Origin of the sequence: Methylobacterium brachiatum, from assembly GCF_020523825.1 — a bacterium.
Classification (GTDB): Bacteria; Pseudomonadota; Alphaproteobacteria; order Rhizobiales; family Beijerinckiaceae; genus Methylobacterium; species Methylobacterium brachiatum.
This window is the reverse complement of sequence record NZ_JAJALK010000004.1, coordinates 211,905-236,709: the sequence shown is the minus strand read 5'-3', so window position 1 is coordinate 236,709 and position 24,805 is coordinate 211,905. Positions and strand designations below refer to the sequence as shown.

Sequence of the window (24,805 nt, the reverse complement as noted above, 5' to 3'; positions counted from 1 at the left end):
CCCGGGAATGGTCCGCGTCAGTCCGTCTTTTCCAGGATGACGAGCCGCCTCTCGATCGCGTCGAGACGCTTCCCGACCCCCGCGGCCGCGCAGCGACCGAGCATCGATTCGCCCGTCATGGCTTTACGGAGATCGTCACACTGGCGCTCCAACCTATCGAAGCGCGACCGCAACGAATTGCCGGCAAACATCGGAGAAGCCCGTCTGCAATTCGGTCCGCATCTCCCGAAGAAGCGGAAGAATCATATCCTGCGGTTCGGCCATCGTCCTGCCCCCTGCCCCCTGCCCCCTGCTGCGCCGTGTGGGCGCAGCTGAATCTAGGCCGCCGCCTTTTCCGCTGCCAGCTTCGGCGCCTGCGCGCGCAGGCCCAGCAGGTGGCAGATCGCGTAGACGAGGTCGGAGCGGTTCATTGAGTAGAAGTGGAAGTCCTGGACGCCCTCGTCCACCAGGTCGAGCACCTGCTCGGCCGCCACGGCGGCGGCGACGAGGCGGCGGGTCTCCACGTCGTTGTCGAGGCCTTCGAACCGGGCTGCCAGCCAGTAGGGCACCGAGGCGCCGGTGCGGCGGGCGAAGTTCGCCGCCTGCTTGAAGTTCTGCACCGTGAGGATGCCCGGGATGATCGGGATCGTGATCCCGGCGGCCCGCACCTTCTCGAGGTAGCGCAGGTAGACCTCGTTCTCGAAGAAGAACTGGGTGATCGCCTGGTCGGCGCCGGCATCGACCTTGGCCTTCAGCGCATCGATGTCCGCCTCCAGGGTGGCGGCCTCCGGGTGCTTCTCGGGATAGGCCGAGACCGAGACCTTGAAGTCGCCGATGCGCTTGATCCCCTCGACGAGCTCCGCGGTCGTGGCGTAGCCCTCCGGATGCGGCTTGTAGGCGTGGCCGACGCCGTCGGCCGGATCGCCGCGCAGGGCCACGATGTGGCGCACGCCGACATCCCAGTAGGCCTGCACCACCGCGTCGATCTCCTCACGGCTGGCATCCACGCAGGTGAGGTGCGCGGCCGGCTTGAGGGTGGTCTCGCGGATCATCCGGGCGACGGTGTTGTGGGTGCGCTCCCGGGTCGAGCCGCCGGCCCCGTAGGTCACGGAGACGAATTTCGGCTGGAGCGGGGCCAGCCGCTCGATCGAGGACCACAGGATCTTCTCCATCTCGTCGGTCTTCGGCGGGAAGAACTCGATCGAGACGCGGATCGGGTGGTAGCCGTCGCGGCTGGCGCGGTGGGTGGAACGGCGCATCGGGTCTCGTCCTCTATGTCGATCGGTTCAGACGATATGGGTGAACAGGGTTGCGTGGAGGTCGTCCGGCCCGGAGGTCAGGCGACCGCGCGCTGAAGCGGTTCCGCCTCGCGGCCGACGCCCATGTCCTGGGCGAGCCACAGCGTGACGGTGAGCTGCCCGGCTTCCCGGGGCACCAGATCGCGGGTCGCGACCGTGGCGAGCCCGGCCTCGGCCAGCCAGTGGGAAACCTGGTCCGCGGAGAAGCCGAGGCGGCGGTGGGCCTGGCTGGTGCGCAGGAATTCGAGATCGTGCGGGGCGAAATCAACCACCAGGAGCCGGCCCCCGGGTGCGACGAGGCGCGCGGCACCCCGCAAGGCGCGCGCCGGATCGTCCAGATAGTGGAGCACCTGATGCACCACCACCAGGTCGAAGCTCGCCCGGGCGAAGGGCGGCGCGTGGATGTCGCCCTGGCGCAGATCCACCCGCGACAGGCCCTGACGCTCCAGGTTGGCCCGGGCGACCGACAGCATGGCGTGGCTCGAATCGAGCCCGGTGGCGCGGCCGGCCCGGGGGGCAAGCAGCCCGAGCATCCTGCCCGTGCCGGTGCCCAGATCGATCAGGCTGCCGAGCGGGCGCTCGCCGAGCGCGTCGAGCACCGCCGCCTCGACGGTGGCCTCGGGGACGTGCAGGGAGCGGAGCTCGTCCCATTTCGGCGCCAGCCGGGCGAAGAAGGTCTGGGCCGCCTCGGCCCTCTGGGTGCGCACCGCATCGAGTCGGGCGCGATCCTCCGAGAGCGGCGGCGTGGTCCGGTCGAGCCCTGACAGGAGCGGGTCGGCGAGGCCGGCCCGCGCCTCCGACAGCCGGAAGAACGCCCAGGCGCCCTCGCGATGGCGCTCGACGAGGCCCGCCTCGACCAGCAGCTTGAGGTGGCGCGAGATGCGCGGCTGCGACTGGCCGAGAATGTCGGTGAGGTCGGAGACCGACAGCTCACCTTCCGTCAGCAGCGCCAGGATGCGCAGGCGCGTCTCCTCGGCCGCCGCGCGCAGAACGCCCAGGGCTTCCGGAAAGGGGATCGATCCCGCCGCGCGACTCTCAGCGTTAGACATAAAGATATGTTTATGTCCGTTTATCCGGCCGCGCAAGGGCGATGTTGGGCCTGCGGCGCGGTAGATTAGGCTGCGCGGTGCCGGATCGGCCCGGATGCGTTGAACACGGGCAGCCGGAGGCGTGCATGTCCGAGACCCAGCTCCCGCAGATCACCCTGGTCCGCCACGGCGAGACGGCCTGGAGCCGGTCCGGCCAGCATACCGGGCGCAGCGACATCCCGTTGACGCCGGCCGGCGAGGACGCGGCCAGCACCCTGGCGCCACGCTTGGCTGCACGGACCTATGCGGCGGTCTGGTCGAGCCCGTCGAGTCGGGCGGTCACCACCTGTGCCCTTGCCGGCTTCGGCGCGGGTCGCGTGATCGAGCCGGACCTGGCCGAATGGGATTACGGCGCCTACGAAGGACGGACCACCAAGGACATTCTCACCGAGCGCCCAGGCTGGCGCCTGTTCCGGGACGGCTGCCCCGGCGGCGAGGATGCTGCCAATGTCGGCGCCCGGGCGGACCGGGCCATCGCCCGGATCCGCGCCCTGGACGCGGACCTGATCCTGTTCTCCAGCGCGCATGTCCTGCGCGTGCTCGCCGCCCGCTGGATCGGCCTGCCACCGGAGGGCGGCGCGCTGCTGGTGCTCGGCACCGCGAGCGTCAGCGTGCTGGGCTACGAGCATGACCGGAGCGAGCCGGTCCTGCGCAACTGGAACGGCTGACCCCTGCCCTACCGCAGCCAGTACCCGTCCGGCGCCAGCGGGGCCGGCATCGGCTCGCCGAGAGCGTGTTGGACGATGCGGTCGACGGCGCGGACCATCGCGTCGAGGGGCAGGTCGTTCGGCTCGGTGCCGAACGGCTCCTCCAGCTCGTCGCCCAGGGCATCGAGGCCGAAGAAGGTGTAGCCGACCAGCGCCACCACCACGGGCGTCGCCCAACCCAGGGAACCCGTGAGCCCCACCGGCAGGAGCAGGCAGTAGAGCCAGGCGGTGCGGTAGACGAGCAGCGTGTAGGCGAAGGGCAGCGGCGTGTTGGCGATCCGCTCGCAGGCGGTGTGAACGCCGGACAGCGCCTCGATCCGCGCCTCGATGAGGCCGAACTGGATATCGGTGAGGCGCCCGCTGCGCATCAGCCCGGCGAGATCGCGGGTCAGGGCGGCCAGGACCGAATCGGTGGGATTGGGACCGCAGAGATCCGCCCCGGGGGCCTTCCCGTCCACAGCCAGGGCCTCGTCGAGGCCGCGCAGGCGCGCATGAAGGCCGTGCGCGAAGGCCGAGAGACGGCGCAGATGCGGCGCCGCCTCGGCGGGCGGCAGCAGGGCCGGCAGGAGGCGGGCCAGGTTGCGCACCTCGCCGATCAGGCTGCCCCAGACCTTCCGGGCCTCCCACCAGCGCTCGTAGCAGGCGTTGTTGCGGAAGCTCAGGAAGATCGACAGGGCGAGGCCGACCAGCGTGAACGGCGCGACCCCCGCGGTCACCGGGAAGAAGGCCGGCCAGCGCGCCTCCGCCCAGACCACCAGGCAGGCGACCGCGACGATGCCGACGAGCTTCCAGGCCACGCGCGGCAGGATCGAGCCCTGCATGGTGAACAGCAGGGTGAACAGGTTGGGCCGGGTGCGGACGATCATCGGGCCATCGGGTCTGGGACGGGCCCTCCCTGCCCTGCCCCTCGCGCCCCGACAAGGGTCGGCCCGGACACGTGACCGTGCGGCGTGCCGCATCATGTGCCGGAGCCCGTGCGACGGCAGCTTATTGGTGTCGGATTGCGGTTCTTATGACCGCTTACCTAGTTCGCGATGCGATAGCCGCCGGGGAAGCCACGGCGTGACTCCAAGGAACTGCAGGCGCGGTCGAAACCGGAGGGGGCAACCCAGAGCCGCCGAGAGGGCAGGACCCTGATGCCGCTGCGGTTGCGGATTCCGGGCTCCGCTGCCCCGGAATCCACGGGCGCGGGCGATTGTCTCGGGAGGGGCGAGAAGAACCCCGCCCCATCCGTCTTCCCATCTTCTCTGCCGGGCTGAGGCCTCCTAAGCCGCAGCGTTCCGGATGAGCTCCGGCGTGGCGCTCGTCTCGAGCCGCTTCAACTCCGTCAGCATGCGGACCGAGAGCGGCGACCAGCAGGCCGGACGCTTGTGCACGAAGGCGCTGCGGGCGCGGTGATAGGGCGCGTCCGGCTGGTGGAAGTTCCGGTACATCTGCGTCAGCTCGTGCCGGCGATAGGCATCGAGCGGCCGGCGGTCCTCGTCCTCCTGGCGCTGCAGGCGCTTGCGGTCGGTGAGCGCGGCATGCCGCTCCGCCTGCGCGGCGGCGAAGGCCTGGACGGCTCGGGCGAACTGATCGGCATCGCCCGAGATGGCCTCGTCGGCCAGCCCGATCTCGGCGGCCCGCCGGCCGCTGATCGGCAGGCACGCCTCGGTCAACTGGACGGCGCGCTCCCAGCCGACCCGGCGGGGCAGCAGGTAGGTCCAGTATTCCGAGCCGTAGAGCCAGCCCATGTTGCGGTAATGCGGGTTGAGCACCACGCTCTGCCGGACCAGCACGAAGTCGGCGGCCAGCGGCAGGATCGCGCCGCCGGCGCCGGCATTGCGGCCGAGCGCGGCGACGACGACCGTGTCGGTCGCGGTGATGATCTCGCGCACCAGATCGTCCATGGCGACGATGTTGGCCCAGGATTCCGCCGCCGGGTCGGCGCTGGCCTCGATCTCGTTGAGATGGATGCCGTTCGAGAACAGGTCGTCACCGCCCTCCAGCACGATGACCTTGGCGGAGCTCTCCGCGGCCTGGCGGAACGCCGCCTGGAGCCGACGGCACTGCACCGTGCTCATCGCGCCGTTGTGGAAGTCGAAGTGGAGGTGGACGATGTCGCCCCTGCGCTCCAGCCTCACCTCCTCGACCGGATTGGGATGCGCGAGGCCCGCCGGGACGGCGACGGGCAGGTCGGCCGGGATCCGGTCGCCCAGCGTGTCCAGGGCGCTGCGCTTGATCCCGCCGCCGCCCTCCAGCTTCGGCTTCAGGCGGCCGATCCAGACCGCGCCGTCGACCGTCGCGCGGCAGATCGCGCCGCTCTCCGACCGGGCGATCACCGCGCCCGGGGCGCCGCGCAGTTCGGGCTCCGCGCAGGCGGCATGGAGATAGACCGGCAGGCCGTAGACCTCGTCGAGCACGCCGGGCACGCCGTCGGCCGCGTGGATCCGGGCGAGGATGTCGGCCGTCTCGCACCGGCTCCAGTCGATCCGGCGATCCGCCTGCTTCATCGACGGCCGCAGGCGCCCGAGGGCGGTCGGGGCCGCGTAGTCGAGCGGCCGGGGCCGGAAGCCCGGCGTCTGAAAATTGGCGAGGGCCTCCCACAGGCAGGAGATTGCGGCGTCGATCGCCTCGCGCCGATAGACGCTGCTCTTGGGCGCCTGGCGCAGCGGGAAGTTGCGCGTCGCCCAGATCGGGCCGGCATCCATCTCGGCTTCCGCCTGCAGCAGGGTCACGCCCCACTGGGCCCATTTCTCCTGGATCGCCCAATCGAGGGCGGAGGCGCCGCGATCGCCCTCGAGGCCCGGATGCACGATCAGCGTCAGATGCTCGCGCCAGATCCGCTCGGGGATCGCGCGGGTCAGGAACGGGGCGATCGTCAGGTCCGGGCGGAACGCGGCGAACGCATCTTCGAGGCGCTGCTCGTCGCCGCCGTAGATCTCGACCGCGACCTCGTATCCGGCATCGGACAATTCGACGAAAAATCGCTGCGTCATGCTGTTGAACGCAGACGAAACCAGGAGGACGCGCATTACGGGTATCCAAGACGTCGAAGGCTGATTCGAGTCCCGTCTCGGATTTCTTCCCTGTATACGTCCAATTCTAAGACGAATATCTTATCTGTTTTTTGGTATTTATAGTCTCGATCCGCAGATAATTGACCAAATATTACTATCTTTTCCAAGTAACATTGATTCTTTTGTCTTCGGCGCGACAATCTTATGCTTGGGATGGATTGGAGGCAAGCCGCAAATCCGGCGCTGCTGCCAGTGGACCCGCATCCCTGCGCATCCGGCATGGGACCGGAGTGCCGACGCCTGCTTACGGTCGTGGTGTTGGGGCTTGTGCCCGCGCAGCGCGAAACTCTTCGGCTCGTGCGCGATCGGGGCCGCGTCGTCGGTCGCTGCGCCGGTCGGACGCTCAGTCCGCGTCCCAGAGCCAGGCTGCCCCGCGCACGCCCGAGGCATCGCCGTGCAGGCTCGCGCGAACCGGCGTGTCGAAGGCATCCGAGAAGACATGGGGGGCGATCGCTGCGGGCAGGCCGGCGATCAGCTCGGGGATCCGCGACAGGCCGCCGCCGATCACGATCACGTCCGGATCGAGCAGGTTGACGACCTGGGCGGCTGCGCGGCCGAGGCGGTCGAGATGGGTCGCGAGCGTGTCGCGCGCCTGCGCGTCGCCGTCACGCGCGGCCGCCACGATGGCCTCGGCGGCGAGGCCGCCGCCGTGCCGCCTGGCGTGGTCGGCCGCCAGGCCCGGGCCGGACAGCCAGGTCTCGATGCAGCCCCGTCGGCCGCAATAGCAAGCGGGCCCGGGCTGCTCGTCGGCCCGGGGCGCGGCCAGGGGGCCGTGGCCCCATTCCCCCGCGATCGCATTGCGGCCGGTGAGCACGCGGCCGTCGATGGCGATGCCCGATCCGACGCCGGTGCCCAGGATCACCGCCCAGACGACGCGCGCGCCGGCGCCGGCGCCGTCGACCGCTTCCGAGACCGCCAGGCAATTGGCGTCGTTCTCGATCCGCACCGGCCGGTCGAGCCGCTGCGCGAGGTCGATCCCGAAGGGGTGGCCGTTGAGCCAGTGAGAATTGGCGTTGCGCACGAGGCCCGTGGCGGGCGACAGGCTGCCCGGCATGCCGATGCCGACGCTGCACGGCGCGCCGGCCTCGGATTCCAGGCGGGCCACCAGGGTGGCCAGGGCCTCGATGGTGTCGCGATAGGCGCCGCGCGGCGCCGGCATCCGGGCCTCGGCCAGGGTCGCGCCCCGTGAATCCAGCACGATCCCGGCGATCTTGGTGCCGCCGAGATCGATGCCCAGGCGCGCCCGCCCGGTGGGCGCAGGCATCACTCCGCCGCGGCGACCTTGGTGACCTTGCCGTCGGTCCCCATCGGCTGCGGCGCGTGGTCGGCGATGTCGGTGCCGATCGCCACCGGATGGGCCATGACCTCGTTGAGCTTGACCATGTCGAGCTCGCCCTCCCAGCGGCTGACCACCACGCAGGCGACGCCGTTGCCGACGAGGTTGGTGAGCGCGCGGCACTCGGACATGAACTTGTCGATGCCGAGCACCAGGGTCATGGCCGCGACCGGGACCGGGCTGTTCGGGATCGCCGAGAGCGTGGCCGCCAGGGTGATGAAGCCGGCGCCGGTGACGCCCGAGGCGCCCTTCGAGGTCAGCATCGCCACCAGGATGATCGTCGCGTATTGCGCGAAGGTCAGGTCCGCCCCCACGGCCTGGGCCAGGAACAGCGTGGCCAGGGTCATGTAGATGTTGGTACCGTCGAGGTTGAACGAGTAGCCGGTCGGGACCACGAGGCCGACCACCGAATCCGAGGCGCCGAGCCGGCGCATCTTGGTCATCAGCTGCGGCAGCACCGTCTCGGAGGACGACGTGCCGACCACGATCAGCAGCTCGTCCTTGATGTAGGCGAGGAAGCGCAGGATCGAGAAGCCCGCGACCTTGGCGATGCTCCCGAGCACCACCAGCACGAACAGGATCGCGGTGACGTAGAAGGTGCCGACCAGCCAGGCGAGGTCGTAGACCTTCTGGATGCCGTACTCGCCGATCGTGAACGCCATCGCCCCGAAGGCGCCGACGGGGGCGAGCTTCACCACGATGCCGATGATCTTGAAGAAGATCTGCCCGGCGGTGTCGATCGCGCTGTTCACCGCGGCGGCGCGCTCGCCGAGGCTCGTCACGACGACGCCGGTGAGGATCGAGATCAGCAGCACCTGCAGCAGGTCGCCGGTGGCGAAGGGATCGAAGAAGCTCTTCGGGATGATCGCCAGGATGTGGGCGACGGTGGAATCGGCCGCCGCCTTGTTGGCGTAGGTCGCGACCTTGCTGGCGTCGAGCTTCGACGGGTCGGCGTTGAAGCCGGCGCCGGGCTTGATCACCTCGCCGACCAGCACGCCGATCAGCAGCGCCAGCGTGGAGACCACCTCGAAATAGACCAGCGCCTTCACGCCGACGCGCCCGACCTTCTTGAGGTCGCCGACCGACGCGATGCCGTGCACGATGGTGCAGAAGATGATCGGCGCGATCATCATCTTGATCAGGCCGATGAAGGCATCGCCGAGCCACTTCATCGCCTTGCCGGTGGCTGGGTCGTACCAGCCGAGCAGCACACCGAGTACGATGGCGATCAGGACCTGGATATAGAGGACCTTGTACCAGGGCTCGCGGGGGGCGCCGGGCGCGGTCGTCGCGTGGGTTGCTTGTGCCATATCCATCCCGTGCACGGTTGCCGTGCATCCTCCCAATGTGCCGGCACGCTAGCGATAATCGCCTTCCGCCTCAACGGCGGCCCGGTCGTCACCGGCGAACCAAGTGTGACAAAAGCCTGTCGATCCCCGGCTGAAAGTCTTCTCCCCTTGGTTATTTGTCGGCGTTGCGTTCGGTGCGCCTTGCGGACCTGAAAACCGGATGTCCGTCTTTGTCGCATCGGACATGCCGCATCCTCCCCACCCGCCGTGAGTGGGACACGCCATCCAAGATTGCGGCGCCCCTTGATACGTTCGATACAGGTCCTCTCGAAGGGATGGCTGCGGCCTTCCGTCCTTGCGAGCGCAGCGAAGCAATCCAGGGACACGTTCCCTACAGGAATCGCGCGCCGCACTGGGGTGCTTCGCTGCGCTCGCCATGACGGCGCGGGGGGAGCGGGGCTGTCCCAAAGAGCGCCGCTGGCCTGGTCCAGGGCCGCAAGGGGGAACGCGTCCGGTGCAGAAGCTCGCCATCCTCGGCCTCGGCGCGATGGGACGTCCCATCGCCCGCAACCTCGCGGCCAAGCACGTCGATTCCGAGACCCTCGTGGCGATGGATGCCGACCCGGCGCGCCTTGACGGGCTCGACGGGCCGGGCCTCGTCGCGACGGCGGATCCCGCCGCCCTCGACGGGGCGGAGGTGCTGTTCCTGTGCCTGCCGAACGGCGACGTGGTCGAGGCGGCCCTGTTCGGCGGGGATCGCCTGGCCGAGCGGCTGGCGCCGGGGGCGATCGTGGTGGATCTCAGCACCGTCGCGCATGCCAAGGCGCTCGCCATCGGGGGCGCCCTGGCGGCGACCGGGCGGCGTTTCGTCGATGCCCCGGTCTCTGGGGCGCCGGCAGGGGCCGAGGCCGGGACGCTCACGGTGATGTGCGGCGGCGACGCGGAGACCGTCGCGGCGGTCCGGCCGCTGCTGGAGCGGATCGGCACCAGCGTCTTGCATATGGGGCCGGTGGGCTCCGGCCAGCTCACCAAGACGATCAACAACGTGCTCTACGACATCAACATCGCGGCGCTCGCCGAGGTGCTGCCGATGGCGGTGGCGATGGGGCTCGATCCGGACCAGGTCGCGCAGGTGGTCACCACGGGGACGAGCCGGAGCTACGCGTCGCAGTACTTCGTGCCGCGCATCCTCCAGGGCCGCTTCGACGAGGGCTATCCGATGGGCGCGGCCTACAAGGATCTCGTCGCCGCGGCGGCGATCGCGGCCGAGCACGGCTTCCCGATGCCGGTCACGGCGGCGGCCACCGCGACCTACCAGACCGCCCTGCGCCAGGGCCACGGCGACCGGGATAAGGGCGCGATGGTGCTGCCGTTCGAGGGCCTGCTCGGGGTGAAGGTCCGCTCCGGCGGGTGAGCGAAGCGGCCGCGCTCCGAAACGCCCGTCAATCCACCGCCGGCGCGTGCAGCTCCGCGTCGGTGAAGCGGGCCTGCTCCTCCATCACGAGCTGGCCCAGCTCGCGCTTGATCGCGTTGAAATCGGCGCACGCCGGGTCGCGGGGCCGGGGGATCGGCACGGTGACGTCGCGCTTGATGCGCCCGGGCCGGTAGGTCATCACCAGGATCCGGTCGGCGAGGTAGATCGCCTCCTCGATCGAGTGGGTCACGAACACGATCGTCTTGCGGTAATCGGCCCAGATCCGGAGCAGCTCGTCCTGCAGCGTGCGGCGCGTCAGGGCGTCGAGCGCCCCGAACGGCTCGTCCATCAGCATCACCGGCGGGTCGAGGGCGAGGATGCGGGCGATGGCCACGCGCTGGCGCATCCCGCCCGAGAGATCCTTCGGGTAGCGTTTGCGGAAATCCGACAGGCCGAGCGTCGCGGTGATCCGGTCGACCGTCTCGTTAGCCTGGGCGCGGGGCACGCCCTTGATGTCGAGGCCGAAGCGGACGTTGTCCTCGACGCTCATCCACGGGAACAGGGCGTATTCCTGGAACACCATGCCCCGGTCCGGGCCGGGATCGACCACCGGCTTGCCGCCCACCGTGATCGTGCCCGAGGTGAGCGGGCTGAAGCCCGCCATGGCGTTGAGCAGGGTGGACTTGCCGCAGCCCGAGGGCCCGAGCAGGCACAGGAACTGGCCCTCCGGCACCGTCGCCGAGATGTCCTGAAGGGCGGCGACGCCCGAGGCGCCGCTGCCGAACACCTTGACGGCGTTCGCGACCACGATCTCTGCCGACATCGTCCGGGTTACCGCTCCAGGCCGCGATGCCAGCGCAGCAGGTGATCGTTGAGGCGGCTCATCGCCCCGTCGATGATCAGGCCGAGGATTCCGATCGTCAGCATGCCGCCGATGATCTTGTCCGACCACATATATTCCCGGGCCTCGAGGATGCGGTAGCCGAGCCCGTCCGAGACCGCGATCATCTCGGCGACGATCACCACGATGAAGGCGGTGCCGATGCCGATCCGCATGCCGGCGAGCACGAACGGGCTCGCGGCCGGCAGGATCACCCGGCGGAACATCGTCCAGGAGCCGGCGCCGAGATTGCGGGCGGCGCGGATGTAGATCGAATCGACCTGGCGCACCCCCGCGATGGTGTTGACCAGGACCGGGAAGAAGGTGCCCAGCGCGATCAGGAACAGGGCCGGCGGGTTGCCGAGCCCGAACCACACGATGGCGAGCGGGATGTAGGCGATCGGCGGGATCGGGCGCAGGACCTGGAGCAGCGGGTTGAACAGGCCGTAGAGCCCGTCATTGGTGCCGAGCACCAGGCCGATCGGCACCGCGAGCCCGGCGCCGATCAGGAAGCCGGAGACCACGCGGGACAGGCTGGAGACCGCGTCATGCGGCATCTCGCCGGAGAACAGCCAGGACAGGTAGCTCTCCTGGCCGGGATCGTATGGCAGGGCCGGCAGGAGCCCGGACCACCACTTCACCGCGACCGCGCTCGGCGGGGGCAGCACCACGGCCGAGACGAGGCCGGTGCGGCTCGCCAGCTCCCACAGGATCAGCAGCGCGACCGGGATGAGGACGCCGCGAAGGTCGCGCAGGGCCATCGGATCACTCGACCTTCAGGTCGGCCTTGGCCTTCTCGAGCAGGTCGAGCTTGACCCACTCGGCATCGCTCTTGGGCGGGTTCTGCATCTTACCCAGCCCGTACTTCACCATGTAGTCGGTGGTCACCTGCATGTGGCCGGCGGGCATGGCGTAGGTGTAGCTCGCGTTGGCCATGCCGTCGCGAAAATCCTGGCTCGTGAGCTGGCCCTTGAACACCTGCTCGCGGACGTATTTCTCGGCGAGCGCCGGGTCGTCGATGAACGCCTTGGTGGCGGCCACGAACAGGCGCAGCACCTTGGCGGCCACGTCCGGCCGCTCGTTGTACATCTTCTCGGTCATCACCAGCGGCCGCACCGGCTTGCCGATCGGGGTGTCGTAGGGCTTGACCAGCTCGACGCCCCAGCCGGCGCTGATCGCCTGGGTGGATTGCGGCTCCGACTGGCAGATCACGTCGACGTATTTCTGCCCGAGCGCCTGGTTCAGGTCGGCGTAATTGTTGAAGTAGGTCAGCTGCACGTCCTTGCCGGGACGCTCCGACCAGGTGAGGCCGTGCTTGTCGAGCTCGGCCAGCAGCATCAGGTCCTGGGTGCCGCCGCGGACGGTGGCGACCTTGAGGCCCTTCAGCTCGGCCGCGCTCTTGGCCGGCAGGTCCGGCCGCTTGAGGATGCGCACGCCGCCATCGGCGAAGCCCGCGACCACCAGCAGCTTCACGCCGTTGCCGCGCGCGGCCACGGCGCCGTCGCCCCCCGAGGCCGCGATGTCGATCTGGTCCACGGCCATCGCCGGATAGATGTCGGCACCCTTGGCGAACTGGCGCTCGTCGATCTTCAGGCCGAATTTCGGGGCGATCTCCTTCATGTAGGAGATGGCGCCGTAATGGGCGAATTTCAGGTTGCCGAGCCGGACGACGTCCTCGGCCCGCACCGTCCCGCCGAGGGCGACCAGCATTGCGCCGGCCGCGATCAGGCCCTTCAACATGGATGTCTCCCCCGACCGGACGGCGTGAGCCGTCTCGCAGCGCGGCCTTCGTGATGGGCCGTTCAGCGCAGTATAACGAATACAGCCGGAGAAGTAATCCGCCTCCCTGTGTTCTACTCCGCCGGTTCCGTCGCCGGCACCGTCCCGCGCCCGACCCGGATCGGCAGGACCGGGGCGTCGGCGCGCTGGAGCACTTCCAGCGCCGCGTCGGCCTCGCGCTGACGGTCCCAGAGCGCCGCGTAGATGCCGCCGGCCTCCAGCAGCTCGGCATGGGTGCCGCGCTCGGCGATGCGGCCGTGGTCGAGCACCAGGATCGCGTCGGCATTCACGACCGTGGACAGCCGGTGGGCGATCACCAGGGTGGTGCGGCCGCGGCTGACCCGGTCCAGCGCCGACTGGATCTCGGCCTCGGTGAAGGAATCGAGCGCCGAGGTGGCCTCGTCGAGCACCAGGATCGGCGGCGCCTTGAGGATGGTCCGCGCGATGGCGACCCGCTGCTTCTCGCCGCCCGACAGCTTCAGGCCGCGCTCGCCCACCGGCGTGTCGTAGCCCTCCGGCAGGCCGGAGACGAAGCGGTCGATCTGGGCGAGCTGGGCCGCCTCGCGCAGCTCCGCATCGGTGGCGTCGGCCCGGCCGTAGCGGATGTTGTAGCCGATCGTGTCGTTGAACAGCACCGTGTCCTGCGGGACCATGCCGATCGCGGCGCGCAGGGATTCCTGGGTCACCGCGGCGATGTCCTGGCCGTCGATGCTGATCCGGCCGCCCTGCGGCTCGTAGAACCGGAACAGCAGCCGCGACAGGGTCGACTTGCCGGCGCCCGAGGGGCCGACCACCGCCACGGTCTGCCCGGCCTGGATCTCGAACGAGACGCCGCGCAGGATCGGCCGCTCCGGGGTGTAGGCGAAGCGCACGTCCTCGAACCGCACCGTGCCGCCCGCGACCTTGAGCGGTGCGGCCCCGGGCCTGTCGGCGATCTCCGGGTTCTGCCCGAGGATGCGGAACATGTCGTCGATGTCGATCAGCGCCTGTTTGATCTCGCGGTAGATCATGCCCATGAAGTTCAGCGGCATGGACAGCTGCACCAGCAGGGTGTTGGCCAGCACGAAGCCGCCGATCGTCGTGCGCCCGGCCAGGATGTCCCGGGCGGCGAGCCACATCACGATCGTCATCCCGATGGTGAAGATCACCGCCTGGCCGGCATTGAGCACGGCGAGCGACACGTAGGTCTGGGTCGAGGCCTTCTCGTACTTCGCCATCGACACGTCGTAGCGGGCGGCCTCGCGGGCCTCCGCGCCGAAATATTTGACGGTCTCGTAATTGAGCAGCGAGTCGACCGCCTTGGTGTTGGCGTCGGTGTCCGAGGCGTTCATCCGGCGGCGGATGGCGATCCGCCACTCGGTCGCCTTGTAGGTGAAAGCGAGATAGGCCGCGACCGTGAGGAACGCGACCAGCGCGTAGCGCCAGTCGAACTCGTAGGCCAGCACGCCGAGCACCAGCACGAACTCGACGATGGTCGGCACCAGCGTCAGCACCATCAGGCGCGACAATTCCTCGATGCCGGCGCGGCCGCGCTCGAGCACCCGGGTGAGGCCGCCGGTCTTGCGCTCCAGGTGGAAGCGCAGGGACAGGCGGTGCATGTGCTCGAAGGTCTTGAGCGCCAGGCGGCGCACCGCATGCATCGCCACCTTGGCGAACAGCCCGTCGCGCACCTGGGTGAGCGCCGACATGGCGATCCGCGACAGGCCGTAGAGCACGAGCAGCAGCATCGGGGCGGCAAACAGCCCCGTCGGCAACGGGGCATCCTTGCCGCCGATTGCGGCGACCAGCGCGTCGGTGACCCACTTGAAGGTGAACGGCGTCACCATGGTGACGAGCTTGGCCGCGAGCAGCAGCCCGAAGGCCAGGAACACCCTGCGCTGCAGGTCCGGACGGCCATGCGGCCAGAGATGCGGCCACAGGCGCCGATAGGTGGCGATCAGCCCGGGGCGCTCAGCCGGGGGCGTAGGCCCGGCCGGAGGCGCGGTATCGTCGGTCATGCGGAATTCTGTGCGGGAGGAACGATCGTCTCCCCGCATATAGGTCCGTGGGACGGTCGAGGCACCCGCAGCGGCCGCAGGGCCGATCATCCTCTCCAGAACGGCTTCCGGATCTCGTGGCGCAGGCGCCAGGGTTCGATCCCGGCATCCCGCAACTGGTCCGGATTTAGGGCGGCGAGCGACCGCCGGGTCCGGATACGCTGCAGCCAGAGCCGCAGCAGGGAGGGCCGGGCGGGCGTGTTCTCGGACCGGGCGGACGCGGCGGATGGGAAGGCGATGATCGACATGGCGGAGGATCCGGTGACGGGAAGCGATCCGGCCGGGATTGCGGCGCCAGAATTGAACCGATAGAGATCTCGGATCAATCGAAACATTGCACTCGGAGCAATGATGCGAGGCTCGGATTACCGGGATGTCGCCGACGCCGTTGCCGCCGAGATCGCCGCGGGCGCGCTACGCCCCGGCGACCGGCTGCCGCCCCAGCGGGACTTCGCCTATGCAAGGGGGATCGCGGTCTCGACGGCGAGCCGGGTCTACGCGGAGCTGGGCCGGCGCGGGCTCGTGACCGGCGAGGTCGGCCGCGGCACCTTCGTGCGTTCCGAGCCCGGCCGGGCCGTGATGCTCCAGCCGGATCCGCCCCCGGCGGCTCTCGATCTGCAACGGACCCATTCCCGGCTGCCGGAACAGGACGCCGTGCTGGCCGAGACCCTGGCCGCCCTGGCGCGCGGGGCCTCCGAGATCAGCTTCAACCAGTATGGCCCGGACGGCACGCCCCGGGCCCGCGAAGCCGCGGCCGGGTTCCTCGCCGGGGACGGCTACGCGCCCCAGCCGGCCGACATCCTGTTCACCGGCAACGGCCGGCAGGCGCTCGCCGCCGCGCTCGCGGCCCTGGCGCCGCCGGGGGGGCGGATCGGCTGCGAGCCGCTGACCTATCCGTCGGTCCGGGGCATCGCGTCCCGGCTCGGGATCACCCTGGTGCCGCTGGCCATGGACGCGGAGGGCGTGTGCCCCGACGCGATCCTCCAGGCGCACCGGGGGACGCCGCTGGGCGGCGTCTATCTCCAGCCGACCCTGCAGAACCCGCTCGGCACGACCATGAGCCCCGGCCGCCGCGCCGAGATCGCCCGCGTGCTCGAGACGACCGGGCTCACGGCGATCGAGGATGCGGTCTACAGCTTCCTCGCGGACACGCAGCCTCTGGCCAGCCTGGCGCCGGACCGGACGATCCTGATCGACAGCCTGTCGAAGCGGGTGATGCCGGCCCTCACGATCGGGCTGATCGCCGGCCCGCCGCACCTCACCGACCGGCTCGCGGCCTCCGTGCGCCAGGGCGCCTGGACCGCCCTCGGCCTGTCGCTTGCCGCCGGCCTGCACTGGATGGCGGGCGGCTCGGCCGCGACGCTGGCGCAGGCCAAGCGCCGGGACGCGGCGTCCCGCCAGGCCCTCGCCCGGGAGATCCTGGCGGACCTGACGGTGGTCGGCGATCCCCGGGCCTACCATCTCTGGCTCGAATTGCCCGAGACCTGGCGGGCCGAGGCCTTCGCGGCGGCGGCTTTGCGCCGGGGCATCGCCCTGTTGCCGGCCACGGCCTTCGCGGTGAATCCCGGCCACGCGCCGAACGCGGTCCGCCTCGCCCTGTCGACGCCGTCCCAAGAGGAGCTGTCCGGGGCGCTCCGGATGCTGCGCCGCCTGGCCCTCGCGGAGGACGACCAGATCGTCGAGTGAGGGTGTCAGCCCCGCTTGTCGGTCGGCAGGATGAAGATCTGGCCCGGATAGATCCGGTCGGGGTCGCGGATTTGGTTCTGGTTGGCGTCGTAGATCACGGTGTAGCGCTCGCCCCGGCCGTAGGTGCGCTGGCTGATCCGCCAGAGATTGTCGCCCCGGGTGATCTTGGCGGTGGTGATCTCGGGCACGAACACGGCGCCGGCCCGGGTCGGGCCGCTCGTCTCGGTGGGATTCCCGCTGAGGGCGGAGGGCATCGTTGCCTGGGCGAGCCCGTCCTGAGGACGGGGCGCCCCCTGCCCGCTTCCGGCGCCTTGCGGGCCCGACGGGCCGCGCGGCCGTTCCTGCCCGGCGCCCTCGCCGGTAGCGACGCGGGTCGGCTCGGGCACCGCGAGCGGCACCTCGGCGCGGGTAGCGACCTTGCCGGTGCGCGGGTCGATCTGGTCGATCCGCACCTGGTACTGGCCGGGCTTCACGCCGCGCCCGATCGTGAAGCTCGCCCGGCCGTCCGGACCGACGCTGCCCGGGGCGATCAGCGTGTCGTTGAGGTAGAGCCGGAGCTTCGCCCCCGGAATCCCGGTCGCGGTCACGAACAGCCGGCCGTTCTCCTGCACGTCCACGCTGGCGATCTGCGTGGCCGGCGCCTTTCCGGCCGTGGCGGGCGCCCCCGGGGCTTTCGCCGCCGGGCTGCCCGTTCCCGTCGCCGCCTCGGGCGCGCCCGGCTGCGACAGCACCACCGTCGCGGCGTCCGGGGCGGTCAGCGCCACCAGGGGCTGCCGGTCGCGGTTGGGCGCCACGTCCACCGCCACGCTCTGGCGCGAATCCGCGGCCCGTCCGTCCTTGGTGGTCATGCGCAGCCGCAGGGCGCTGGAGCCCGCCGGCAGCGCCGGCGGAACCAGGGCGAACTGGCCGTTCGCGTCGGCCTTGGCCCGGGCCACCGCCTTGCCGTCGACCAGCATCTCGATCTCGGCATCGGGCGCCCCGCGCCCGGCCACCACCGCCTCGCCGTTCGGCTCGACCCGGACGATGTCGAAGCGCGGCACCGCGGTGGGATCGGGCTCGGCCGTCTTGCCGTCGGGCACACGATCGGCCGCGCGCACCTCGCCCGCCGCCGGATCCCGTATGGCGGATCGGCCGTCGCCGGGCTTGGCCGCATCGGTCCTTGATGCGTCGGTCTTGGCCTGCCCGGTCTTGTCGTCGCGAAAATCGATCGGCGGCGCCTCGGATTGCGCCGTCGCCCCGGGATCCGTCAGGCTGCGCAGGCCGCCCTGCGGCGCGGGCGCCGTGGCCGCGGGGGGCTCGGGCTCGTGCCGGTCGATCATCCGCCGCAGGGATTCGCCGCCGAACAGGGCCAGCACGAGGCCGAGGCCGCCGAGGAGGCCGGCGAGCGCCAGGGCGAGACTGCGCCGCACCTGTCTCGACATCGCCACGAAGGCCTCCCTGCTCTGCCGGCCGCCCGGCGAATGGGCAGCCTGCCCGCTCAAAAACCGTCGACTGCACCGCCCATAATACCGTACATGGTCGCGACACCAAGCCGTCCCGCCGCTCCGGCGGGTGAATCCCACGCGAATTCAGCAGTTTGGCGCGTGGAGCGCCGGGCGCGGGGGGCTTTCTCGACGGCTCGCAACGGTTGCGTGATGGAGGGCGCCGGATGGCTCCGGTGAGGACAGTCTGCGTCTATTGCGGCTCCGGCTTCGGCGGGGACCCGGCCTTCCGCGACGCCGCCGAGACCCTCGGCACGGCGATCGCGCAGGCCGGGATGGGCCTCGTCTATGGCGGCGGCGATGTCGGCCTGATGGGCACGGTGGCGCGCGCCGCGCTGGCGGCCGGCGGCCACGTCACCGGCATCATCCCGGATTTCCTCCAGGCGCGCGAGCACATGCTCGACGACGTGCAGGAGACCGTGGTGGTGCCCGACATGCACACCCGCAAGCGCCTGATGTTCGAGCGCTCGGACGCCTTCGTGACCCTGCCGGGGGGCATCGGCACCCTGGAGGAGCTGGTCGAGCAGCTCACCTGGGCGCAGCTCGGGCGGCACCGCAAGCCGGTGGTGCTGGTCTCGGTGGCCGATTTCTGGGCGCCGCTGCTCGCCCTGTTCGAGCACATGCGCGGCCACGGCTTCATCCGCGAGGGGCTGGACCTCAGCTACATCGTCGCCCGGGACGCGGCGACGGTGGTGCCGCTGCTGCGCGAGGCCGGCCACGAGCCGGATCCGCAGGCCGAGGAGATCGTCAAAGAGCGGATGTGAGGCCGGGCGCGGACGCTTGGCCGCGGTTGCGATCCGGACGGTCGGTGCAGACGGTCGTGTATGAGGCCGGCGCCGCCGCGCCGGGCGGCGGCAGGTGGAGTCCGAGCATGCGCGTCTTGATCCTGGCGGCCCTGACGCTCGCCGGCCTCCTCGGCGTGGCCTCCGCGCAAGAGCCGCCGGTCCTCCAGACGCTGGATTACGCCAACACCCGCTACTCCGATCTGGCCCAGATCGATGCCGGCAACGTCTCGCGCCTCAAGGTCGCCTGGACCTTCTCGACCGGCGTGCTGCGCGGCCACGAGGGTGCCCCGATCGTCGTCGGGCATCGGATGTTCGTGCACACCCCGTTCCCGAACCTGGTCTACGCCCTCGACCTCGACCACGACGGCAAGATCCTCTGGCGCTACGCCCCGCGCCAGGATGTGGGCGTGATCGCGGTCATGTGCTGTGACACGGTCTCCCGCGGGCTGGCCTACGCGGAGGGGCGGCTGTTCCTGCAACTGGCCGACACCACCGTGGTCGCCCTGGATCCCGAGACCGGCCGGGTCCTGTGGTCTGTGCGGAACGGCGACCCGGCCAAGGGCGAGACCAACACCGCCACGGTCCTGCCGGTGCACGGCAAGCTCATCGTCGGCATTGCCGGAGGCGAGTACGGCGCCCGCTGCCACGTCACGGCCTACGACCAGGCGAGCGGCCAGCGTCTCTGGCGCGCCTACGCCACCGGGCCGGATGCCGACATGCTGGTCGACCCGGAGAAAACCACCGAACTCGGGCGCCCGATCGGCCGGGATTCCTCGCTCAAGAGCTGGGAGGGCGACCAGTGGCGGATCGGCGGCGGCTGCAGCTGGGGCTGGTTCTCCTACGACCCGGATCTGAACCTCGTCTATTACGGCACCGGCAACCCGGCGACCTGGAACCCGGCCCAGCGCCCGGGGGACAACCGCTGGACGATGGCGATCATCGCCCGCGATCCCGATACCGGGATGGCGCGCTGGGTCTACCAGATGACCCCCCACGACCAGTGGGACTATGACGGCGTCAACGAGATGATCCTGACCGAGCAGGTGATCGACGGGCGCCCGCGCCGGGTGCTGACCCATTTCGACCGCAACGGCTTCGGCTACACCCTCGACCGTGCCACGGGCGAGGTGCTGGTGGCCGAAAAATTCGATCCCAGCGTGAACTGGGCGCGCCGGATCGACCTGGACCGCGCCTCTCCGGGCTACGGCCGACCCGTCCTCGACACGCGCTACGCGCCGGGCGAGGCCGACGAGGAAGAGGTCACCAAGAACATCTGCCCCGGGGCGCTCGGCGCCAAGAACCAGCAGCCGGCCGCCTACTCGCCGGTGACGCGGCTGTTCTACGTGCCGACCAACCACATGTGCATGGATTACGAGGCGTTCCGGGTGAGCTACACGCCGGGTCAGCCCTATGTCGGCGCGACCCTGACCCTGCATCCGCCCGAGGGCTCCGACCGGACCGGCGCGTTCATCGCCTGGGACGGGGCCAGGGGACAGATCGCCTGGACGATCCCGGAACCGTTCTCGGTCTGGTCCGGGGCGCTCGCCACCGCCGGCAACGTCGTCTTCTACGGCACGCTCGAAGGTTACCTGAAGGCGGTCGACGCCCGGGACGGCCACGAGCTCTACCGCTTCAAGACCCCGTCCGGCATCGTCGGCAACGTCACCACCTATCAGCATGACGGTCGGCAATACGTGGCGGTGCTCTCCGGGATCGGCGGCTGGGCCGGCATCGGGCTGGCCGCCGGGCTGACCGACCCGGCCGACGGCTCGGGCGCAGTCGGCGGCTACGCGGCCCTGTCGCAATACACGGCGCCCGGCGGCCAACTCACGGTGTTCGCGCTGCCAGAGTGAGGCCGGGCGTCCGCGCGGCGATGAAATCCACGAAGGCCCGCAGCGGCGCCGGCAGGTGCCGGCGGCCGGGGAAGTAGAGGAACGGGCCCGAAAAGACCTGCCACCAGGGTTCGAGCACGGGCTCCAGGGCGCCGCTCTCGATCTGCGGGCGCAGCCAGTCTTCGAAGAGATGGATGATCCCGGTCCCCGCGACCGCCGCCGCGATCGTGAGGTCGCTGGCGCCGACGCGCACGATCAGCGGGCCGGACGGATCCACGCGGACGATCTCGCCTTCGCGCTCGAACTCCCACGGCGCCGTCAGGCTGCCGCTCGGGAACCGGCCCAGCAGGCACGCATGGGCCAGGAGGTCGCGCGGATGGTCCGGGCGCCCGCGCCGATCGAGATAGGACGGGGCGGCCGCGGTGGCGAAACGCTGCCGCCGCGGGCCGATCGGCACGGCGATCATGTCCTGCTCCAGCCGCTCGTCGTAGCGGATGCCCGCGTCGCACCCCGCCGCCAGCATGTCGACGAAGCCGTCCTCGACGACCAGTTCGAGCCGGATCTCGGGATAGGCGGCCAGGAACGGCGGCACGATCGCCGGGAGGACGAGGCGCGCCGCGCTCAGCGGCACGTTGAGCCGGAGCGTCCCGGCCGGCCGGTCGCGGAACCCGTTCACCACGTCGAGGGCGGCCTCGACCTCGCCGAGGGCCGGGCCGAGCCGTTCGAGCAGGCGGGCCCCGGCCTCGGTCGGCGCGACGCTGCGGGTGGTGCGGTTCAGGAGGCGCACGCCGAGGCGCGTCTCCAGCCGGCGCACCGCCTCGCTGAGGCTCGACGCGCTCCCACCCCCGGCCCGGGCGCCCTCGCGAAAGCCCCCGGCCCGCGCCACCGTCACGAAGGCCGTCAGATCCGCCAGGTCCATCGCCATTGTTCGAAGTCCCGCACGGCCCGTGCCGATCGTCACGGCTAATCCGCGCAGTCCGGGCCGTCTACATCCGGGGCGGCAACAGGAGATTCGCCATGACCGACATCGCGCAGGCCGGGACCGTTTCGCTCGGCGACCGCAGGGTGAAGCGCCTCGGATACGGGGCCATGCAGCTCGCCGGCCCCGGCGTTTACGGGCCGCCCAAGGACCGGGCGGCCGCGGTCGCGGTGCTGCGCGCGGCGGTGGCCGCGGGCGTCGACCACATCGACACCAGCGACTTCTACGGGCCGCACGTGACCAACCAGATCATCCGCGAGGCGCTCCACCCCTATCCCGACGATCTGGTGATCGTGACCAAGGTCGGCGCCAAGCGTGGGCCCGACGCCTCGTGGAACCCGGCCTTCTCGGCCGAGGAGCTGACGCAGGCCGTCCACGACAACCTGCGCCATCTCGGCGTGGATGTCCTCGACGTGGTCAACCTGCGCCTGATGTTCGACGTCCACGGCCCCGCCGAAGGCGCGATCGAGTCGCCGCTCTCGGTGCTGGCGGATCTGCAGCGCCAGGGCCTGATCCGGCGGATCGGGCTGAGCAACGCCACCCGGCAGCAGGTCGCCGAGGGCCGGCGCATCACCGAGATCGTCTGCGTGCAGAACCAGTACAACCTGGCGCATCGGGGCGACGATGCCCTGATCGATGAACTGGCCGCTTCCGGGACCGCCTACGTGCCGTTCTTCCCGCTCGGCGGCTTCAGCCCGCTGCAATCTACCGCCCTGTCGGCGGTCGCCGCCGAGCTCGGGGCGACGCCGATGCGGGTGGCGCTCGCCTGGCTGCTGCGCCGGGCGCCCAACATCCTGCTGATCCCGGGCACGTCCTCCCTCGGCCACCTGCGCGAGAACCTCGCGGCGGCCGAGCTGACGCTGCCCGACGACGCGATGGCCACCCTGGACGGGATCGGGGCGGCCTGACCGGGTCCGTGGGCGGCTACTTGGCCGACAGGCCGGCCACCATCGGGCAGCCGCCCTCGCCCATCGGCCGAAACGCCTGCTCGGCGGGGATCGTCTCCAGCACCTTGTAGAGGTCCCATTCGCCCTTCGACTCGGAGGGTGCCTTGGCCTCGAACAGGTACATCGGGTGGATCTTGCGCCCGTCCGGCCGGATCGTACCCGTCCCGAACAGGGGATCGTCGGTGGGCAGCGCCTTCATCTTGGCGACCACGGCGGCGCCGTCCTTGGCCGAGTGCAGGGCTGCCACGGCCTTCAGGTAATGCAGCGTGCTGGCGTAGACGCCGGCCTGGTACGAGGTTGGCTTCCGGCCGGACATGCGCGCGCCGAACCTGTCCGAGAAGGCGCGGGTGCCGTCGTTGAGGTCCCAGTAGAACGAGGCGGTGAATTCGAGTCCCTGGGCGACTTCGAGGCCCAGGGAATGGATGTCGGTGATGGCGATCAGAAGCGCCGCGAGCTTCTGGCCGCCCTGGCGAATGCCGAATTCGTGCGCCTGCTTGATCGCGTTGGCCGCGTCGAGGCCGGCATCGGCCAGGCCGATCACCTGCGCGCCGGAGGCCTGCGCCTGGAGGAGGAACGAGGAGAAATCCGGGTTCGGGAAGGGGGTGCGCACGCCGCCCACGACCGTGCCGCCGTTCTTCTCGACGACCGCCTTGGTGTCGCGCTCCAAGGCGAGGCCGAAGGCGTAGTCGGCGGTGATGAAGTACCAGGTCTTGCCGCCGCGCTTGAGCATCGCCTTGCCGGTGCCGTTGGCGAGCGCCGCGGTGTCGTAGGTCCAGTGCACGGTGTTCGGGGTGCAGGCCGGGCCGGTCAGGTCTGCGGTGCCGCCGCCGGAATTCACGAACGCCTTGTTCTTCTCCTTGGTGATCTGCGCCACCGCGAGCGCCACCGAGGAGGTCGGCACGTCGAACACCGCGTCGACGCCGTCGCGGTCGTACCATTGCCGGGTGATCGAGGCGCCGACATCGGGCTTGTTCTGGTGGTCGGCGGCGACCACCTCGACCTTCAGCCCGTGCGACTCCGGCTTGAAATCCTCGACCGCCATGCGGGCGGCGACCACCGCGCCCTCGCCGGTGGAGTCGAAATAGACGCCGGAGCGGTCGTTCAGCACGCCGATCTTCACCGGCACGAGGTCGGCCGCCAGGGCCGTCCCCGCCCCGAGCGCGCAGAGAAGCCCCGTCAGTGCCGCGACACGGTGGCGGACCGTCATGTCTCACTCCCTGTTTTTTTGTAGGCGGCGACGTTGTTCGTCGCTCGCATGGCGTCCCAATACAGCTTATCCGGCCGCTCCCGACGCCGATACGGGCGGATGTGAGGATGCGGGCGATCCGTCAGGGCCTCCCCTCACCCGTGCGGCGCCAGCCCGAAGATCGCCCGCGCCTCGTCGGGCGTGGCCGGCTCGCGGTCGAGATGGGCCAGCAGGCTGACGGCCTTTTCCACCAGGGCGGCGTTGCTGGGCGCGAGCACGCCCCGGGCCAGGTACAGGTTGTCCTCCAGCCCGACCCGGACATTGCCGCCCATGCCGGCGGCCACCGCCAGGATCGGGAATTCCTCACGGCCGATGCCGAAGGCCGACCAGATCGCATCCTCGGGCAGCCGGGCGCGCATCGCCACCAGCGCCTCCGGGGTCGCGGGGGCGCCCCAGGGGATGCCGAGGCAGATCTGGAACAGGGGCGGCCGCGCCAGGTGCCCCTCGGTGATCAGGTGCCGGGCCAGCTCGATCTGGCCGAGGTCGAACACCTCGATCTCCGGCTTGACCCCGGCCTCGCGGATCTGCGCCGCCATGGCCCGCAGGTGGGCGGGGGTGTTGAGGAACAGGTGCTCGCCGAAATTCATTGTGGCGATGTCGAGGGTGCAGATCTCGGGACGCAGCGCCGCGACGTGTCGGGTCCGGGTCTCGGGCGACACGAAGGTGGTGCCGGGGCCCGCCACCGACGGGTCGGGATCGCCGGGCACGAACCGGCCCCCGGCCCCGGTGGTGAGGTTGAGGATCACGGACTCGTTCCACTCGCGGATCCGCTCGACCACCTCGCGGTAATGGGCGAGCTCCATGCTGGGCGCGGCGGTCTCGGGATCGCGGACATGGATGTGGACCACCGCGGCGCCCGCGGCAGCGGCCTCCAGGGCCGATTGCGCGATGGCCTTCGGGCTCACCGGCACCGCCGGGTTCTTGCGCGGCGTGTCGAACGAGCCCGTGAGGGCGCAGGTGATGACGGTCGTCCGGGACATGGTT

The 24,805-nt window shown here is 70.6% G+C and carries 22 protein-coding genes; 6 read left to right on the top strand and 16 right to left on the bottom strand.

Translation table 11 applies throughout. The features are described from left to right. Window positions 1-17: 17 nt before the first annotated feature. The 3 genes from LGR69_RS11170 to LGR69_RS11160 form a co-directional block, all read right to left on the bottom strand. Window positions 18-191, bottom strand: a complete 174-nt coding sequence (locus tag LGR69_RS11170) for a hypothetical protein (protein WP_230366058.1) — start codon at window positions 189-191, stop codon at window positions 18-20. A gap of 126 nt (window positions 192-317) precedes the next feature. After that, window positions 318-1,238: a methylenetetrahydrofolate reductase [NAD(P)H] gene (gene metF / locus LGR69_RS11165; protein ID WP_007560829.1), complete on the bottom strand. Its 921-nt coding sequence runs from the start codon at window positions 1,236-1,238 to the stop codon at window positions 318-320. Window positions 1,239-1,315: 77 nt separating this feature from the next. After that, a complete protein-coding gene (locus tag LGR69_RS11160) occupies window positions 1,316-2,326 on the bottom strand; it encodes an ArsR/SmtB family transcription factor (protein ID WP_230366057.1) in 1,011 nt (336 codons plus the stop codon). A 125-nt stretch (window positions 2,327-2,451) separates the two neighbouring features. Between LGR69_RS11160 and LGR69_RS11155 the strand changes: the two genes are divergently transcribed. Next, window positions 2,452-3,033 carry a histidine phosphatase family protein gene (locus LGR69_RS11155; RefSeq protein WP_230366056.1) on the top strand — a complete coding sequence of 194 codons (582 nt, stop codon included), beginning with the start codon at window positions 2,452-2,454 and terminating at the stop codon, window positions 3,031-3,033. Between the two features lie 8 nt (window positions 3,034-3,041). On the opposite strand, the gene LGR69_RS11150 is transcribed toward LGR69_RS11155, so the two are convergent. The 4 genes from LGR69_RS11150 to LGR69_RS11135 form a co-directional block, all read right to left on the bottom strand. Beyond that, complete coding sequence (locus LGR69_RS11150) at window positions 3,042-3,938, bottom strand: bestrophin family protein (RefSeq protein ID WP_230366055.1); 897 nt, start codon at window positions 3,936-3,938, stop codon at window positions 3,042-3,044. Window positions 3,939-4,337: 399 nt separating this feature from the next. Continuing rightward, window positions 4,338-6,050 carry an enoyl-CoA hydratase-related protein gene (locus LGR69_RS11145; protein ID WP_230366054.1) on the bottom strand — a complete coding sequence of 571 codons (1,713 nt, stop codon included), beginning with the start codon at window positions 6,048-6,050 and terminating at the stop codon, window positions 4,338-4,340. 424 nt (window positions 6,051-6,474) lie between these two features. Next, window positions 6,475-7,395: an ROK family protein gene (locus LGR69_RS11140; RefSeq protein WP_230366053.1), complete on the bottom strand. Its 921-nt coding sequence runs from the start codon at window positions 7,393-7,395 to the stop codon at window positions 6,475-6,477. Continuing rightward, window positions 7,395-8,777, bottom strand: a complete 1,383-nt coding sequence (locus LGR69_RS11135) for a dicarboxylate/amino acid:cation symporter (protein ID WP_122162695.1) — start codon at window positions 8,775-8,777, stop codon at window positions 7,395-7,397. Before LGR69_RS11135 ends, LGR69_RS11140 begins: the two co-directional genes overlap by 1 nt. A 493-nt stretch (window positions 8,778-9,270) precedes the next feature. On the opposite strand from LGR69_RS11135, the gene LGR69_RS11130 reads away from it, so the two are divergent. Continuing rightward, window positions 9,271-10,170, top strand: a complete 900-nt coding sequence (locus LGR69_RS11130; protein ID WP_230366052.1) for an NAD(P)-dependent oxidoreductase — start codon at window positions 9,271-9,273, stop codon at window positions 10,168-10,170. Between the two features lie 28 nt (window positions 10,171-10,198). Here the strand turns inward: LGR69_RS11130 and LGR69_RS11125 are convergent, their stop codons facing one another. From LGR69_RS11125 to LGR69_RS11105, 5 genes are all read right to left on the bottom strand, one after another. Beyond that, window positions 10,199-10,993, bottom strand: a complete 795-nt coding sequence (locus LGR69_RS11125; protein ID WP_230366051.1) for an ABC transporter ATP-binding protein — start codon at window positions 10,991-10,993, stop codon at window positions 10,199-10,201. Window positions 10,994-11,001: 8 nt separating this feature from the next. Continuing rightward, window positions 11,002-11,811, bottom strand: coding sequence for an ABC transporter permease (locus LGR69_RS11120; protein ID WP_050731717.1), 810 nt, complete (start codon window positions 11,809-11,811; stop codon window positions 11,002-11,004). A 4-nt stretch (window positions 11,812-11,815) separates the two neighbouring features. Next, window positions 11,816-12,790 (bottom strand): ABC transporter substrate-binding protein, encoded by a 975-nt coding sequence (locus LGR69_RS11115; protein WP_091863463.1) that lies wholly within the window; start codon window positions 12,788-12,790, stop codon window positions 11,816-11,818. 113 nt (window positions 12,791-12,903) lie between these two features. After that, window positions 12,904-14,826 carry an ABCB family ABC transporter ATP-binding protein/permease gene (locus LGR69_RS11110; protein WP_230366050.1) on the bottom strand — a complete coding sequence of 641 codons (1,923 nt, stop codon included), beginning with the start codon at window positions 14,824-14,826 and terminating at the stop codon, window positions 12,904-12,906. A gap of 86 nt (window positions 14,827-14,912) precedes the next feature. Further along, on the bottom strand, window positions 14,913-15,113 hold the full coding sequence (locus LGR69_RS11105) for a DUF1127 domain-containing protein (RefSeq protein WP_230366049.1): 201 nt from the start codon (window positions 15,111-15,113) through the stop codon (window positions 14,913-14,915). 103 nt (window positions 15,114-15,216) lie between these two features. Between LGR69_RS11105 and LGR69_RS11100 the strand changes: the two genes are divergently transcribed. Continuing rightward, window positions 15,217-16,551 (top strand): aminotransferase-like domain-containing protein, encoded by a 1,335-nt coding sequence (locus LGR69_RS11100; protein WP_122162694.1) that lies wholly within the window; start codon window positions 15,217-15,219, stop codon window positions 16,549-16,551. A 5-nt stretch (window positions 16,552-16,556) separates the two neighbouring features. Here the strand turns inward: LGR69_RS11100 and LGR69_RS11095 are convergent, their stop codons facing one another. Then, window positions 16,557-17,972, bottom strand: a complete 1,416-nt coding sequence (locus LGR69_RS11095; protein WP_230366232.1) for a LysM peptidoglycan-binding domain-containing protein — start codon at window positions 17,970-17,972, stop codon at window positions 16,557-16,559. A gap of 227 nt (window positions 17,973-18,199) precedes the next feature. Between LGR69_RS11095 and LGR69_RS11090 the strand changes: the two genes are divergently transcribed. Both LGR69_RS11090 and LGR69_RS11085 read left to right on the top strand, forming a co-directional pair. Next, window positions 18,200-18,796 (top strand): LOG family protein, encoded by a 597-nt coding sequence (locus tag LGR69_RS11090; protein ID WP_007560851.1) that lies wholly within the window; start codon window positions 18,200-18,202, stop codon window positions 18,794-18,796. A 107-nt stretch (window positions 18,797-18,903) separates the two neighbouring features. After that, on the top strand, window positions 18,904-20,670 hold the full coding sequence (locus LGR69_RS11085; RefSeq protein ID WP_230366048.1) for a methanol/ethanol family PQQ-dependent dehydrogenase: 1,767 nt from the start codon (window positions 18,904-18,906) through the stop codon (window positions 20,668-20,670). On the opposite strand, the gene LGR69_RS11080 is transcribed toward LGR69_RS11085, so the two are convergent. Further along, window positions 20,645-21,574, bottom strand: coding sequence for a LysR family transcriptional regulator (locus tag LGR69_RS11080; RefSeq protein ID WP_230366047.1), 930 nt, complete (start codon window positions 21,572-21,574; stop codon window positions 20,645-20,647). The genes LGR69_RS11085 and LGR69_RS11080 overlap by 26 nt on opposite strands. A 92-nt stretch (window positions 21,575-21,666) precedes the next feature. On the opposite strand from LGR69_RS11080, the gene LGR69_RS11075 reads away from it, so the two are divergent. Further along, window positions 21,667-22,536, top strand: a complete 870-nt coding sequence (locus LGR69_RS11075) for an aldo/keto reductase family oxidoreductase (RefSeq protein WP_230366046.1) — start codon at window positions 21,667-21,669, stop codon at window positions 22,534-22,536. 16 nt (window positions 22,537-22,552) lie between these two features. Here LGR69_RS11075 and LGR69_RS11070 read toward each other — a convergent pair whose 3' ends face one another. Continuing rightward, window positions 22,553-23,782 (bottom strand): ABC transporter substrate-binding protein, encoded by a 1,230-nt coding sequence (locus tag LGR69_RS11070; RefSeq protein ID WP_007560858.1) that lies wholly within the window; start codon window positions 23,780-23,782, stop codon window positions 22,553-22,555. 134 nt (window positions 23,783-23,916) lie between these two features. Further along, window positions 23,917-24,801: a beta-keto acid cleavage family enzyme gene (locus LGR69_RS11065; protein WP_230366045.1), complete on the bottom strand. Its 885-nt coding sequence runs from the start codon at window positions 24,799-24,801 to the stop codon at window positions 23,917-23,919. Between the last annotated feature and the right edge of the window lie 4 nt (window positions 24,802-24,805).

What these genes read in the sequence shown, in the direction of transcription:
- LGR69_RS11120 (WP_050731717.1), bottom strand. Translation starts at nt 11,811, where the DNA reads ATGGCCCTGCGCGACCTTCGCGGCGTCCTCATCCCGGTCGCGCTGCTG.
- LGR69_RS11135 (WP_122162695.1), bottom strand. Translation starts at nt 8,777, where the DNA reads ATGGCACAAGCAACCCACGCGACGACCGCGCCCGGCGCCCCCCGCGAG.
- LGR69_RS11160 (WP_230366057.1), bottom strand. Translation starts at nt 2,326, where the DNA reads ATGTCTAACGCTGAGAGTCGCGCGGCGGGATCGATCCCCTTTCCGGAA.
- LGR69_RS11140 (WP_230366053.1), bottom strand. Translation starts at nt 7,395, where the DNA reads ATGCCTGCGCCCACCGGGCGGGCGCGCCTGGGCATCGATCTCGGCGGC.
- LGR69_RS11170 (WP_230366058.1), bottom strand. Translation starts at nt 191, where the DNA reads ATGTTTGCCGGCAATTCGTTGCGGTCGCGCTTCGATAGGTTGGAGCGC.
- LGR69_RS11075 (WP_230366046.1), top strand. Translation starts at nt 21,667, where the DNA reads ATGACCGACATCGCGCAGGCCGGGACCGTTTCGCTCGGCGACCGCAGG.
- LGR69_RS11155 (WP_230366056.1), top strand. Translation starts at nt 2,452, where the DNA reads ATGTCCGAGACCCAGCTCCCGCAGATCACCCTGGTCCGCCACGGCGAG.
- LGR69_RS11065 (WP_230366045.1), bottom strand. Translation starts at nt 24,801, where the DNA reads ATGTCCCGGACGACCGTCATCACCTGCGCCCTCACGGGCTCGTTCGAC.
- LGR69_RS11150 (WP_230366055.1), bottom strand. Translation starts at nt 3,938, where the DNA reads ATGATCGTCCGCACCCGGCCCAACCTGTTCACCCTGCTGTTCACCATG.
- LGR69_RS11145 (WP_230366054.1), bottom strand. Translation starts at nt 6,050, where the DNA reads ATGACGCAGCGATTTTTCGTCGAATTGTCCGATGCCGGATACGAGGTC.
- LGR69_RS11105 (WP_230366049.1), bottom strand. Translation starts at nt 15,113, where the DNA reads ATGTCGATCATCGCCTTCCCATCCGCCGCGTCCGCCCGGTCCGAGAAC.
- LGR69_RS11080 (WP_230366047.1), bottom strand. Translation starts at nt 21,574, where the DNA reads ATGGCGATGGACCTGGCGGATCTGACGGCCTTCGTGACGGTGGCGCGG.
- LGR69_RS11115 (WP_091863463.1), bottom strand. Translation starts at nt 12,790, where the DNA reads ATGTTGAAGGGCCTGATCGCGGCCGGCGCAATGCTGGTCGCCCTCGGC.
- LGR69_RS11095 (WP_230366232.1), bottom strand. Translation starts at nt 17,972, where the DNA reads ATGTCGAGACAGGTGCGGCGCAGTCTCGCCCTGGCGCTCGCCGGCCTC.
- LGR69_RS11070 (WP_007560858.1), bottom strand. Translation starts at nt 23,782, where the DNA reads ATGACGGTCCGCCACCGTGTCGCGGCACTGACGGGGCTTCTCTGCGCG.
- LGR69_RS11085 (WP_230366048.1), top strand. Translation starts at nt 18,904, where the DNA reads ATGCGCGTCTTGATCCTGGCGGCCCTGACGCTCGCCGGCCTCCTCGGC.
- LGR69_RS11125 (WP_230366051.1), bottom strand. Translation starts at nt 10,993, where the DNA reads ATGTCGGCAGAGATCGTGGTCGCGAACGCCGTCAAGGTGTTCGGCAGC.
- LGR69_RS11090 (WP_007560851.1), top strand. Translation starts at nt 18,200, where the DNA reads ATGGCTCCGGTGAGGACAGTCTGCGTCTATTGCGGCTCCGGCTTCGGC.
- LGR69_RS11110 (WP_230366050.1), bottom strand. Translation starts at nt 14,826, where the DNA reads ATGACCGACGATACCGCGCCTCCGGCCGGGCCTACGCCCCCGGCTGAG.
- metF (WP_007560829.1), bottom strand. Translation starts at nt 1,238, where the DNA reads ATGCGCCGTTCCACCCACCGCGCCAGCCGCGACGGCTACCACCCGATC.
- LGR69_RS11100 (WP_122162694.1), top strand. Translation starts at nt 15,217, where the DNA reads ATGCGAGGCTCGGATTACCGGGATGTCGCCGACGCCGTTGCCGCCGAG.